Consider the following 13,459-nt stretch of genomic DNA (forward strand, 5'->3'; position numbering starts at 1 on the left):
GTCGGTAAGTGCCGCGGATATCGAGCTTCTGCGCGATGTAGCCAGTGACGCGCAGTCATCCAGTTCGTCCGGGCGCTTGGGCGCGGCAGTGGAGCGAGGCGCCTCCCATGTGGTGGTCCCTCTGTCCCGTAGGCGGTGGCCATGGCTGATTGGCGCCCTTCCACCGGCACCCCTCCTATAGCTAGCTCCTTCTGCGAGGCGGAGAAGGCAAATCCTGACTTGTCAACGGTACCTCGCGCCCGCGATCGTGCTCCCGATTGAGCCTAGCCCTGAATTCCGCCCAGAGATGATTTCCACTCGCACCTGTTTGGGCTGGCGTCGGTTTGGCTGCGGGTGTCGGAAAATCATCCACCATCAACGCGATCTCGTCGATCGAAGCTGGATCGATCGGGGTCGCGGCGGCCGTAGGCGGTGCTGTGGGAAGGATGATTTCACCCGCTCGCTGTGCCCAAGCTGCGCCTCTATGAATGTAACTGCGACGAGCCGAAAACAGTGAGAGATGACCTGCCATCTCGGCGATCTCTTCCACGGTATAGCCTGCAGCAGCCCAGGTACTGATGGCGGTGTGTCTGAAGCTGCTTGGTGACAATCTTGGTATCGGATAGCCTTCTCGGCTTGCTGAGATACAGGCTCGAGCCAAGTTCTCGGCCAAAATCCTCAGCCACCTCTGATAGCCAACATGGGCCATTTCAGAACGTGTGATTTCGAGCATCACCCACAAGGCCATACGGCGGCTGGGATGAAGGCCTGAAAGGGGTAGCGAGCGCGTGCTACCATCATTTCGCTTAGCGTTGCGAATAATCAGGAAGTCGCCATCGATATGCGCGCCCTGAAGCTCGAACGGACGTGTCCCCAGTAGAGGTATCAGCAGGCAGTACAGCGCCGTCGCCGCCAACCGAACTCGCTCATGACGAATTGCGGCCAGCCTAAGGTGGCCGAAGACCTCCTTCACCATCCACGCCCGTGCGTCCTTCACCTTCTTTGAAGCCGTATTCTTCACCGCGGGCTTGCCGCGGACTCTCGCGAGCGCATGCTCGATCCGCCGTTGAGATGCCTCGATAGTCGCCTGGTCCAGCTGTTCGGCCTCGGCCAATTCCTTGAGAACGGAACGATATTGCTGCCGAAACAAATTGACCGTTGACGGCCTGAGGGTCTGTGTTCGGGCCTCTGCGTGAGCGCACAGGGCCTCGACATCTGCCATTCCGGCAAACCGTTCCCGCGCCCGGTTCAGGAAGCTCATACCGGCGGCAAGGTAAGCCGCCTGTGTCTTCTTACTCGCCACTTTCGAAACCCATTACTCCACGGTATATTTTCATTACTCCACGAAAATTGCGGTAGCAACATGGAAGCTGGCGGATCAAGGGATGCGTTCAGGGCGGCGCGGATTCGACAGATAGTAACGCCGATCCACAGGATCTGGATCGGCGTTACCAAATAGAGGATTGCCGTTACTCGGCTGGGGTCTCGCCGTAATTCGTCCACCCCTTTGGACAATTCAGGCGTTCCACCCACGCCGTTGGAGGTTGGATGCGCTACGTCCGTGGATGCTGCTGGGCCCAATGGCAACGTGGTCTTAGGTTGGCCGCAACATATTGTTTATGCTACTAAAAATGGATGCGTGAGTTCTGGCGGAGTTCCGGCGAACTCCTGGCAAGCTCGTTGCGGCACGGTCGCAGGGCATTCGCCGGATCCTTTGGAGGTTCGCTGCGTCTTCCGACGCTCTCTTCGTCGCTCTCCACGACAGCTCGGACATGAGCACGGACTTGCTCGATTGAAGTTTCATCCGGCCGGTCGATCTCCAGGCACGGCACTGCATCCAGTTTGATTGTACCTGTGAACCGCCTTCTGGGAGGTGGGCGTCCTTGGCCACGATTCGCTGCCCGTGCCGGGCTCGCAGGGGCACGTTCAGCAGACCAGCCACGTTCTAAAGGGGCACAGCGTCCAGACGCAGATCGCGCAGGTCTCCTCCAATCGTTCGAAGTAGCTCGCCCGCCAACGCGGCTCCTGCTACCCGAGCTTTGCCGCCACGTCCTCCGGATCGTCTGTCGTGATCTGGTCTACCCGCAACTCCAGCAACCGCTCGATCACTGCCATCCCCTCATCATCCGCCCGCCTCACCGTATACGCATCGATCCGCCGCCCATGCGCGTGGAACGCCCCGATGATGTCGAACCCATCCCGGTCCGCTTCCAGCACCAGCCGGTACTCGAGATAGTCCAGCTCCGACTTCGGCGACGCCGCCACGGCATCGGCGACGAACGCCGCGTAATCGCGCGTTGCCATCAACCGCTCCATCGCGCCCTTGTGGCAGGGATCGTACCCAATCCGCAGCCCGGGCGTGCTGTCGGTCAGCACCCGCACCGACTCCGCATCCCCCGACGACAGGATGAAATGGCGCGCCACCGGGCCCAACGCCCCAGCAAAGTTCGCGACCACCGCCGGATTGAGCGCCGCTGCATCTTCCTTGTAGTCGAGCTGCAGCAACCCCTCGGGATGCGCCCCGTCCCGTGCAATCAGCGCCGCGAGATCCTCCAGCAGCATCACCTTGTCGTCGATCGGCTGCCCGGCATTGTCGCGCAAGTGCAGCCCCCGCAGCACTTCGGCCGACGTCTCTCGCACCAGCCCGGACCCAGTCGTCTCCCGCTCCAGCGACAGGTTATGCAGCACCGCCATGCCGTCGTCGGCGTGGATCACAAGGTCCACCTCGACGCTAGCGCCCAGCTTCATCCCCTCGATGATCCGCCGCCCGGTGAACACCGGATCGGTCGCCCTCCGCCGTCCGCGGTGCCACTTGAAGAACGTGCGATGACCCTCGCGGGTCACCGAAATCGCATCGGCCATATCGTCAGTTGCTCCGGTGGATCGCCGCGTTGTCGCGATAGGCCGCGAAGGCCTTGGGCCTCAGGTCGATCGACTGCCCATGCGACCAGTCCCGCGCCTCGCTGGTCATCGACTTCAGCCGCGCCCCGTCCGGCAGCTCGATATCGACGATGGCGTGCGTGCCGTAGTCGGTAACGCGGTGGATCTTCGCCATGCCCGCGCCATTCGCCGGCACGATCTCCAACGCCTCGGGCCGAACTGCCAGCGTTGCCGCCCCATCGCCCACCGGCACCGGCACGACAAAGCCGGAATGTGCAAACGTGCCATTGGAGACCGTCCCCTCCACCAGGTTCATCGTCCCGATGAAGCCCGCGACGAACGGCGTCGCCGGTTCGCGATAGACCACGTCCGGCGCCGCCGCCTGCTCGGTTCGCCCGTCGCGCATCACCACGATCCGGTCGGCCAGCGCCAGCGCCTCGTCCTGCCCATGCGTCACGAACAGTGTGGTGATCTTCAGCCGCTGCTGGATATCCCGAACCTCTTCGCGAAGCCGTTCGCGCAAGTGCTGGTCGAGACTCGCGAACGGCTCGTCGAGCAGCAAAATCTTCGGCTCCAGCACCAGCGAGCGCGCCAACGCCACGCGCTGCTGCTGCCCGCCCGAAAGCTGCGTCGTCGCCCGGTGGCCAAAGCCGCCGAGCCCGACCAGCTCCAGCACGGCTTCGACCTTGCGCCTGATCTCGGCCTCCGGCAATCGCCGCAACTTCAGCCCGAACGCCAGGTTCTTGAACACGTTCATATGCGTCCACAGCGCATGGCTCTGGAACACCATGCCGGTCGGCCGCTTCTCCGGCGGCACCCGCGTCACGTCCTCGCCGTCGATCGCGACAAGTCCTGAGGTCGGGGTTTCGAACCCGCCGATCATCCGCAGGAGCGTCGACTTGCCGGACCCCGACGGCCCGAGCAGGCACACCAGCTCACCATCGCCTACCGTCAGCGTGAAATCGTCCACCGCCTTGGTGGTCGAGAAGCTCTTGGTGACGTTCTTGATCTCGAGCACGGACATGCGGGGACTTTCCTAACCGCCAAAGCCGCGGGCAAAGCTGCCCGAGCTGATGACGCGGCGCGCGAACAGCAGCGCGATGAAGCTCGGCACCCAGAGCAGCACGGAAAGCACCGCGCCATACTGGATCACCGGCTGGTTGTTGATGAAGCTGATCATCAGCACCGGCAGGGTGCGGATCTGCGGCGCGCCGATCAGCCAGGCGCCCTCCGTCTCATAGAACGTCCCGACAAAGCTCAGCAGCACAGCCGCCGCGATGGTCGGCCCAGCCTGGGGCAGGGTGATCGACCAGAACACCCGGAACGGCCCGGCGCCCACATCGCGCGCTGCCTCTTCCATCCGTCGGTCGACCGACTGGAACGCCGCCACCGGAATCCAGATCATGAACAGCAGCGTGCCGACGAGCTGGATCAGCACCACGCCCCAGAACGTCCCGATCAGGTTGAGGCTGAGGAAAATGCCGGCGATCGCCACCAGTAGCCCAAACTTCGGGAAGGCATGCCCGGCGAGAAACGAGAAGAACAGGATGTTCCGCCCCGGAAAATCCAGCCGCGCAAAGGCATAGGCCGCCGGCAGGCAAATGATCGCCGAGAGCAGCGTCACCATCGTCGCGAGGCTGAGGCTCGTGGTGATGGCGCTCCACACGTCGGCGCGCGCCAGCGTCTGCTGCCAGAACTTCAGCCCGAATTCCTGGGGGATCACCGAGGGGTAGCGCCACACATTGGTGAAGGCCCAGGTGCCCACCACCAGCAGCGGAAATACGATGACAACAGTCAGCACCACGGCAAAGAAGATGCCGGTCCAGTCGGTTCGCCGTTCAACGAGTGCGCGCGCCATCTCAGGGTGCCCGGTTCTTGGCGACGGAGCGGACGTAGAACAGCCCGAACACGAGGCAGAAGCAGAAGGCGATCACCGCCTGCGTGATGGCGTTGGTCGGATCGTTCAGGTCGCGGAACGTCCGCTGCATGAACGGCCCCATCATCTCCGGCGCCGCCGGTCCCAGCACGTAAGGCAGGGTGAAGGCTGAAAAAATCCCGAGAACGGTGAAGCTGACCGCCACGAGAATGGAATTGGAAATGCGCGGCAGGATGATGTGCCACAGCAGCGCAAGCCGCCCCGCGCCGACATCCCGCGCCGCCTCGATCGACTGGTTGGAAACGTTCCCCAGTCCCGAGAGCAGGATCAGCACGGTCAGTGGAATATTGTCCCACACCAGCCCGATCACGGGCCCCCAGGGGGTGAGGTAGGGCGAGCGGATATGCGGCAGCCCGACGGCATTGAACAGCAGGTCCACCGTGCCGTTCGGCCCCAGCACACGGATGATCGCGTAGCTCAGGATGATCGACGGCACGAACATCGGAAAGATCGCCAGCCCCTGCACATAGGCGGCAAGCCGCCCTTTGGCAAAGCGCAGGTACAGCGCGATGGGCAGGCAGACGAGCAGCAGCAGCAGCGCCGTGACCGTTGTCGTCCACAGCGTCACATTCAGGTTGTTCAGGCTGTACTGATCGGAAAAGAAGAACTTGTAGGTGTCGAGCGAGAAGCTCCGCCCGCTGCCTTCATTGGGCAGCCACACGGTGCGGGTGATCGCCGAGATGATCGGCCAGATCACCATCCAGCACACCAGCAAGACCGGAACAGCTACGAGCAGGAGGCCAACCGGCCTCCCGCTCTTTTTCGTTCCGACGATGTCGCTCGCCGGCGTGATCGTCACGCGCTGCGGTCCACGTTCGGTGCTACGTTGCGGTACCAGCCGTCGTTGATCGCCTTCTCCCAGTCACCGCCCGGGAAGGCCGGGATAGTGGTCGGGATCACGTCCTTGTACTTCTCGCGCAGGTCCTGGCTGACATAGTCCCACGCCACGCCCGGGAAGCCGCCGAGCTCGCTCAGCACGGCCGACTGCACTTCCTCGGTGAGGATGAAGTCGGCGAGCTTTAGCGCCGCATCCTTGTTGACGCCGTTCGAGAGCACGACCGATCGCGAGAAGCCACCCGGCAGCGCCAGATCCTGCAACTGAACGAGGCCGGTGGTCTCCGGCAGCACGCCGGTGTTGATCGCCTGGATCGCCTGGTCCGACCAGGCCGGGATCATGGTGACCGCCGACTGGCCGAGCAACTGGATCGACTGGGTGTTGCCCGAGGTGTAGGCGCCGTTGTCGAACAGCGAACCGGAGAGGTCCTTGAGGATGTCCCAGGCCGGGTTCAGCGCGGCGTCGCCGGCTTCCTGCGTGTAGTTGTCGATCTTGAACTTGCCGAGGTCTTTGCCGTTGGCCTCGAGGATCGCGCGGCGCACGAAGTTGCCGCCCGAACCGCCCTTGTCCGGCCGGTTGTAGATGAACTGGCCCGGGTTCGCCTTGATCCAGGTGACGAGGTCGGCAAAGGTCTTAGGCGCATTTGCCGGGTCGAGCTTGGTGGTGTCATAGGCGAGCAGCACCTGCGACCCGCGATACGGCACCGAGAAGTCGCCGTCGAAAGCCAGCGGGTTGATCTTCGAATAGTTGGAGAGCCCGGCTTCCTTGATGTTCACATAAAGCCCGGCATCTGCCGCACCGGCCGGCAGCCGCCAGTCGGCGGATTCGAAATAGTCGGCCTGCGGGTCGGTCTTGGTCTGCATCGCGGCCAGCGCGCGCTCGCCGATCGCGGTCTGCCCGGCAGCGTCGCCGGCGTCCACCAGGTTCAGGGTGACGCCCGGATTGGCGGCCTCGAACTTCGGCTTCACGATGTTGGTCCAGAAGTCGAGGATGTTCTGGTCCGACGAAGTGTACCAGTCGATCCGGCCCGCTTCGGCGAAGGCCATACGCGGCAGCAACACCATGCCGGCGGCAGCACCGCCGACCGAAAGCATAAACGCACGACGTTTCATCGTTTTCTCCCTGGGTTCGCCTGCGGGATTATCCCCGCGGCAGGTCAATCTGACGCCGACCGTAGGAGCCCAGACTAATCTCGGCGGGCCCGCTGGCAAGCAAAAAATGGAATGGAAATTCCATTGTGACAGCGTCGCGTCCGTTTTATTCCGCGAGGCTTTCTGCCCCGCTTAAAGCCTACTCCGGTGACACTCAGATGACATCGATATCGGTCCGATTTCCGGGGCTTGTGGCCCCTATTGGGATCGTTCCTGCAGCAAGAAATGGCGGCCGACTTCCGCGAACAATTCGAGGTCGGCAAGCGAGTCTGTCAGCAATGTCTTCGGCTTTTCGCCGGTCGTGACAGAGTGATGGAAGGCGCCGAGCTCGACCCGGAAAGCATCCTCATAGAATGGCCCGATGATCTCGGTCCCAGTCGAGTGCAGATCCGACGTGGTGATCTCCAACCGAGTAGGGAGGTTCCGCACATACGGCGTGTCGTAGTTGATTTTGAAGTGCTGGTTCATGGTCAGCACTTCGATCCCCGCATCGAACCGCGCCACGTCGTGGATCACCGCCTCATAGAGCGCCGTGAACGTCCCGTAGTCGAACATCACCAGCACGTTCTCGCCCCGGTGCTGGCGCGCCGCCGCGACCGATTTCGGCGCGCCGAACAACTCGCGCATCGCCGAAAAGCTATGTGAGGAAAGCCCGGTCAGCACCTGATACGCCCGCAACTGGTCTGGCGCCGCCTCACCCATCACCGATTTCAGCAGCGCCTGCGTCTTCGTCCGCCCGTCCGCGATGACGTCCGCCGGCACGTCATCGGGCCGGAAGATGTTGCGGGACTGATCGACGAAGAACTGGCTCTCGCGGATCAGGTCGCGTATCCGCACGTGCCGGATTTCCTCGCGCGGCGGCAGCCGTTCCTTCAGCGCTGTGAACGCCGGCGCAAACCGCCGCATGTAGCCGACGAACACCGTCTTGGTGTTCCGAGCCTCCAGCTCCAGCAGCGGCCGCAGCTCCGCCGCCGTCAACGCCGCCGGCTTCTCGATGAACACGTGCTTGCCCGCCCGGATCGATTGCTCGAGCAACGGCGCATGGAGGAAATCAGGCGTCAGGATGAACACCGCATCCAGCCCGGGATCGGCGATCAACGCCTCCGCCGTCGCATGTCGCGTCTTCACCCCATACCGCTCCGCCACATGCGCCACGAGGCTCGGCGACACATCCGTGACCGCCGCGATCTCGAAACGCTGATCGTCCGCCAGCAGCGGCAGGTGCATCAACTGCGCGACTTCACCGAGCCCGATCAGCCCAACCTTGATCCTGTCCACCATCACGCGATCGCCTGCATGTACACATAGTTCCGCTTTGCCAGCTGCAGCGGCGTCTCCGCAGCGTTCTCGGCGATATCCTGCTCGACCACGATCGGGCCATCAAAGCCCTTGGCATCGAGGAACTGCATCACCGCCTGGATATCGACCGCGCCATCGGGCAGGGGAGCCATCACCCCCGCGCCATACGACGCCGCCACCGAAAGCTGGCCGTCCAGCACGCGCTGCCGCACGACCGCGTCGACATTCTTCAGGTGCATGTAAGCGATCCGCCCCCACACCTTCTCCATGTAGGCGAGTGGGTCTTGGCTCCAGAAAGCGTGGTGCCCGGTGTCGAAGCAGAGGTCGATTTCCGTCTCCTCGAGCAACCGGTCGATCTGTCGCTCGAACTCCACCGCCGTCCCGATATGCGGATGAAAACTCGCCTTCAGCCCGAACTCACCCTCGATCACCGCCTGCGCCTCGCGCACCGTGGCGACGAGCCCGTTCCAGCCGTCGCGATCCAGCACACCTTCCTGGCCCTCGGGGTACCAGTTGCTCTCGTCCATGATGACGAGGTGCCTGGCGCCAAGATCCTTCAGCAGAGGCGCCAGTTCCCGCAGCGTCGCCATCAGCACTGGCGCCGAGGCCCGGTCGCCGAACGTGTGAACATGCGTCGCCCCGATCAGCGTCAGCCCGCGCTTTTCGAGCTCCGGCCCGAGCACCGCCTTGTCCTTGGGCAGGAACCCGAACGGCCCCAGTTCCGTGCCGCGATAGCCCGACGCCGCCACCTGGTCGAGATACTCCTGCCACGTGTAGGCGTTGCCGGTGGGATAGTTGATGCCCCAGGAGCACGGGGCATTGCCGATAAACATGAGCTAGTCCTGATCGATGTAGATTGGGCTGGAAATGGCGCGCCGGATCGGCTCGTCCGTGAGGTGTGACCCCTTGAGCTGCCACGGCAATTCGCCGCGTTCACTCGCCGCCTTGGTGAACTCTTCGACCAGCCAAGACCGGCTCGCTTTCGCGATGATCTCGGCCCGCACGAACCTCTCTGCGCCATCCAGCAGCGCCAGTTCGCCCCGCCATTCGCCGCTGGTGATCTCCTGCTCGGTGATCGTCCCGCGCGCATCGATCCACGCCAGCACATCGCCCCGCGCGCCTCGCACCAGCGCTTCGCAATGCAGCGGCGCCGTCACCGACGAACCCATCGGCGCGCCATTGACGCTAATCTCTAGATGCGGCCCCTTCGGCCCTTCCGTGACATAGCCGCGCCCAGCCTTCATCGCCGCGAGCACTGCGTCCTCGCTCAGCTCCGGCAGCCACAGCACCGTGGTCGGCCGCGCCAACACGAGCGGGCCCTCCGGCTGCAGCTTGGCCGGTTGGTGATAGTCGCTGCCGCCGATCGCCGAGATGCGAAGCCCAGCCGCCAGCCGTTCCTGCCAGCGCGCCAGCGACACCCAGTTCCACGCCATCCAGGTCGATTGCCAGACCTCCTGGCAGTCGGCGGCCGGGAACTCGTAGTCCCAGGGGATGGTCGGCTTGTCGTGGTTGATCGACAGCAGCCCGCCCTTCCGGTGCACCATCTCCGCCAGCACATGCGCGTCCGACGGCTTGGTCATGCGGAAGTCGATCCACTCGTCCGCCCCATAGACATTGGCGTGGCCAACCGCGGTGGTCACCTCCATGCCGCGCACGAACACCAGGTCCGGCGACGACGCCGGATGGAAATACCGCCGCTGCGAAATCGTGTTGTGGTCGGCGATCGCGAGAAAATCGAGCCCCGCCTGCACTGCCGCCCGGTGCAGCGTCTCCGGCGATCCCGCCGCGTCCGAATGGAACGTGTGGCAGTGCAGATCGCCTTTGTACCACCCAGCCCCCGTCCGCACCGGAAACGTCCGCTCCGGCTGCGGATTGGTCGGCCGCTCGGCGCTGTCGAGCGTCACAGTCACCGTCACCTCGGCGCCATCGGCCGGCACCTTGTACAGCCCAAGGATAACGTTCCACTCACCCGCCTGGATCGGCCCGTGAATGTAGCCCGGCGTCGCATTGTCGGTGGCAACGAAGAACCGGTCCCGAAACCCGCCCGACCAGCCTCGAAAACCCTCCTCCGACGGGTAGGGCGTCATCCGCGGATCGAACATCCCGAGGTCGATCACGCAGTCATCCGCCTTGGGGTAAGCCAGCGTCACGTCGATCCGCGTCGTCCCCTCCGGCACGCTCACCGGAATGTAGAAATACGGGTCCCGCGCCTGATCGGCCTGGGTGATCGAAACCCGGACCAACTGTGTCACAGCGGCTTCTCCCCATCCGCCGCGATCCGCTTCCCCTCCGCATCGAACAACGTCGCGTGCGCTCCATCGAACGTGAACGCCACGTTCTCCGTCGTTTCCACCACATCGTCGGTGAAAATCCGCGCCGTCACCCGCCCGCCATCCTGGCGCTCGAACGTCACCAGCTTTTCCGGCCCCATGTTTTCGTTCGCGAACAGCTTGCCGCTGACCATGTTCACATCATTGATCGTGCCCATGCTCAGATGCTCGGGCCGTACGCCCAGCGTCACGCCCGCGCCCTTGCCCAGCGCCGCCTTGATCCCGGACGATAGCGGCACATCCCGCACCAGCACGCCATGCGCGCGCAGCGTCAGCACCTCGCCCTCGATCGTCCCGTCGACCGGGATCATGTTCATCGGCGGGTTGCCCACGAAGTTCGCCACGAACGTCGTCGCCGGCCGACGATAGATCTCGATCGGCGGCGCGAACTGCACGATCCGCCCGCGATCCATCACCGCGATCCGCGTCGCCAGCGCCATAGCCTCCGCCTGGTCGTGCGTCACGTAGACCGCCGTCATCCCCATGTCGCGCTGCAGGTGGTTGAGGAAACCGCGCGCCTCCAGCCGCAGCTTGGCATCGAGGTTCGAGAGCGGCTCGTCGAACAGATACACCCGGCTCGGGTAAACCAGCGCCCGCGCCAGCGAGGTGCGCTGCTGCTGCCCGCCCGAAATCTGGCTCGGCAGCCGTTGCAAAAGGTCGCCGATCTTCAGCACATCGGCCACTTCCTTGGCCCGCTTGTGCCGCTTCTCGACGCTCTCGCCGCGCACCTTCAGCGGGTAGGCGATGTTGTCGGCGAGGTTCATGTGCGGGTAGAGCGCATAGTCCTGGAACACCATAGAGATCTGCCGATCCTTCGGGTGCAGGTGCGTCACATCATCCGGCCCGATCATGATCTTGCCCGAGCTCGGGGTCTCCAGCCCGGCGATCATCCTGAGGCTGGTGGTCTTGCCGCAGCCCGATGGGCCGAGCAGGCAGATGAACTCGCCATCTGCGACCTTGAAGCTGATGTCCGAGACGGCACTGAACGTGCCGAAACTCTTGGTGACGTTCTGGAATTCGACCGAGGCCATTACGCTTTGATTCCACCGAAAAAGCGGAAGCCGAACTTCCAGCTGACGAAGAGATAGAGGGCGACGACGGGCAGGGAGTAGATCAGCGAGTACGCCGCGAGCAGCGTCACGATCGGCGTCCCCGCCTCGGAGTAAAACGAGTAGATCGCGACCGAGGACGGCATCAGGTCGTCCGAGCGGAGCAGGATGAAGGGGATCAGGAACGAGCCCCAGATGTTGACGAACGCCCACACCACGACGACCACGATGCCCGGCCGGATCACCGGCAGTGCCACGTCGAAGAACGCCTGCACCGGCGACGCACCCGCCACCATCGCGCTCTCCTCGTAGGTCTTCGGGATCCCATCGATGAAATCGCGGAGGATGAACATCGCAGTGGGCAGCAGCCCGCCGGCGAACACCAGGATCACCGCGATATGCGTGTCCATCAGCCCGACCGACGAGATGATGAGGAAGATCGGCACCATCGCCGCGGTCCCCGACACCACTGACGAAAACAGCAGCAGCACATAGGTGACGACGCCCTTGCCCGGCACCGACGAACGGCTGAGCGCATAGGCCGCCAGCGTCGCCGCAGCCGCGACGAGGATCACTCCGCCGACGCTCTGGATCAGGCTGTTCAGCAGCCCGCGCATGGCAAAGCCATTGCCGAACACGGTCAGGAAGTTCTGCAACGTCCACGGATCGGGCACCGCGATGCCCAGCTCTGCCCGTGCGTTGAACGGCGCGAAGATGAACCAGATCAATGGCAGCGCGAACAGGATGCCGATGATCGCGGCGAGCGCCGAAAAGCCGATCCGGGCCAGCAGTTGCGGGAAGCTGAGCCTCATTCCTGCACCGCCTTGGCTTTCTTGCGCCCGAACGACAGGTAGATCAGCGCGAACACCAGGTTGATCAGCATGATGATCACGCCCACGGCCGCGCCCTTGCCGAAGTCGAACTCCCGGAAGGCGATGCGATAGTTGTAGATCGACAGCAGCTCCGTCCGGTAGCTCGGCCCGCCATTGGTCAGGATGAACGGCGTGAACACGTTGAACGTCCACATGGTGATGAGGATCAGGTCGGTCACGACGTGCCCGCGGATCAGCGGCAGCCCGATATCGCGGAACTTCTGCCAGCTCGAGGCGCCAGCCACGTCAGCCGCCTGGAAGTAGCTCGGCGGGATCGACGCGAAGGCCGAGTTGAACAGCATCATCGAGAACGCGGCGCCGCGCCACGTGTTGAAGATCACGATCACCCAGAACGGCTGCTGCAGCAGGAAATCCCCCGCCGGCAGTCCGAGCCCCCTGAGGATCATGTTCAGCGTGCCGTTGTCGTAGTCGAGGAACGCGAACCACGCGAAGCCGATCACCACCTCGGGCAAAATCCACGCTGCGATCACGCAGGCCTCGACGATCCGCTTGAGGGCACGGGGGATGGTCTGCATCAGCCACGCCAGCAGCAAGCCGAGCAGCGCCTGCCCGACCAGCGCCGACAGCAGCACGAACTGCGTGGTGAGGATCAGCGAGAAGCCGAACTGCCCGCGCGTGAAGAACGTCGCCGGGTCGAACAGCTGCAGATAATTCCCCAAGCCGACGAACTCGGGACTGAGCGCGGTCTTGCCCAGCAGCGTCCGATTGGTGAACGAAACAAAGATCACCCAGAAGAACGGCAGCAGCACAAACACGCCAACCAGGGCCGCAGCGGGCGCGAGGAATGCTGCGCCAGCGCGGTGGGAGAGCAGGGAGAAGTTGCGCTTCTTCATGCGGATAACTCGGAGCGCAAAAGATACCCCCACCCCTGTCCCCTCCCCACAAGAGGGAGGGAGACGCCAACGCTGGCGCCGAGCATGAGGTTACGAAGACTGCTCGGGAGGGTCTCCTCCCCCCTTGCGGGGGAGGGACAGGGTGGGGGGAGCGTTTCCCGCACCGCCGGCAGCGTCTCGCCGTGCATCTCAGCCAACCGTCTCAATATGACAACCCCAATCGAAAAAGACCTCCCCGGCCGCAGACAGTAAGCCGGGGAGGCGTTCCCAAGGA

At 63.8% G+C, this 13,459-nt stretch carries 12 protein-coding genes; all 12 read right to left on the reverse strand.

What is annotated here, in order from left to right; translation table 11 throughout:
* Positions 1 to 181 precede the first annotated feature (181 nt).
* The 12 genes from AC1DV8_RS14645 to AC1DV8_RS14700 all read right to left on the reverse strand — a co-directional run bounded on the left by AC1DV8_RS14645 (position 182) and on the right by AC1DV8_RS14700 (position 13,185).
* The gene (locus tag AC1DV8_RS14645) at positions 182 to 1,282 is read right to left on the reverse strand and encodes a hypothetical protein (RefSeq protein ID WP_477157963.1); all 1,101 of its coding nucleotides are present in this window, start codon (positions 1,280 to 1,282) and stop codon (positions 182 to 184) included.
* A 725-nt stretch (positions 1,283 to 2,007) separates the two neighbouring features.
* Entirely contained in the window at positions 2,008 to 2,841 is an 834-nt protein-coding gene (locus AC1DV8_RS14650; RefSeq protein WP_477157964.1) for a glycerophosphodiester phosphodiesterase, read from the reverse strand.
* A gap of 4 nt (positions 2,842 to 2,845) precedes the next feature.
* Positions 2,846 to 3,883: an ABC transporter ATP-binding protein gene (locus AC1DV8_RS14655; protein ID WP_477157965.1), complete on the reverse strand. Its 1,038-nt coding sequence runs from the start codon at positions 3,881 to 3,883 to the stop codon at positions 2,846 to 2,848.
* Positions 3,884 to 3,895: 12 nt separating this feature from the next.
* The gene (locus AC1DV8_RS14660) at positions 3,896 to 4,717 is read right to left on the reverse strand and encodes an ABC transporter permease (RefSeq protein ID WP_477151253.1); all 822 of its coding nucleotides are present in this window, start codon (positions 4,715 to 4,717) and stop codon (positions 3,896 to 3,898) included.
* Between the two features lies 1 nt (position 4,718).
* Positions 4,719 to 5,594, reverse strand: a complete 876-nt coding sequence (locus tag AC1DV8_RS14665; RefSeq protein ID WP_477151252.1) for an ABC transporter permease — start codon at positions 5,592 to 5,594, stop codon at positions 4,719 to 4,721.
* Positions 5,591 to 6,742 (reverse strand): extracellular solute-binding protein, encoded by a 1,152-nt coding sequence (locus AC1DV8_RS14670; protein ID WP_477157966.1) that lies wholly within the window; start codon positions 6,740 to 6,742, stop codon positions 5,591 to 5,593. Before AC1DV8_RS14670 ends, AC1DV8_RS14665 begins: the two co-directional genes overlap by 4 nt.
* A gap of 237 nt (positions 6,743 to 6,979) precedes the next feature.
* Complete coding sequence (locus AC1DV8_RS14675) at positions 6,980 to 8,062, reverse strand: Gfo/Idh/MocA family protein (RefSeq protein WP_477157967.1); 1,083 nt, start codon at positions 8,060 to 8,062, stop codon at positions 6,980 to 6,982.
* Positions 8,062 to 8,913 carry a sugar phosphate isomerase/epimerase family protein gene (locus AC1DV8_RS14680; RefSeq protein WP_477157968.1) on the reverse strand — a complete coding sequence of 284 codons (852 nt, stop codon included), beginning with the start codon at positions 8,911 to 8,913 and terminating at the stop codon, positions 8,062 to 8,064. Before AC1DV8_RS14680 ends, AC1DV8_RS14675 begins: the two co-directional genes overlap by 1 nt.
* A 3-nt stretch (positions 8,914 to 8,916) precedes the next feature.
* The gene (locus tag AC1DV8_RS14685; RefSeq protein WP_477157969.1) at positions 8,917 to 10,332 is read right to left on the reverse strand and encodes a CehA/McbA family metallohydrolase; all 1,416 of its coding nucleotides are present in this window, start codon (positions 10,330 to 10,332) and stop codon (positions 8,917 to 8,919) included.
* On the reverse strand, positions 10,329 to 11,441 hold the full coding sequence (locus AC1DV8_RS14690; protein WP_477157970.1) for an ABC transporter ATP-binding protein: 1,113 nt from the start codon (positions 11,439 to 11,441) through the stop codon (positions 10,329 to 10,331). Before AC1DV8_RS14690 ends, AC1DV8_RS14685 begins: the two co-directional genes overlap by 4 nt.
* Entirely contained in the window at positions 11,441 to 12,271 is an 831-nt protein-coding gene (locus AC1DV8_RS14695; protein ID WP_477157971.1) for a carbohydrate ABC transporter permease, read from the reverse strand. Before AC1DV8_RS14695 ends, AC1DV8_RS14690 begins: the two co-directional genes overlap by 1 nt.
* Positions 12,268 to 13,185 (reverse strand): carbohydrate ABC transporter permease, encoded by a 918-nt coding sequence (locus AC1DV8_RS14700; RefSeq protein ID WP_477157972.1) that lies wholly within the window; start codon positions 13,183 to 13,185, stop codon positions 12,268 to 12,270. Before AC1DV8_RS14700 ends, AC1DV8_RS14695 begins: the two co-directional genes overlap by 4 nt.
* Positions 13,186 to 13,459 lie beyond the last annotated feature (274 nt).

Source organism: Devosia sp. P3_B2 (assembly GCF_056402875.1).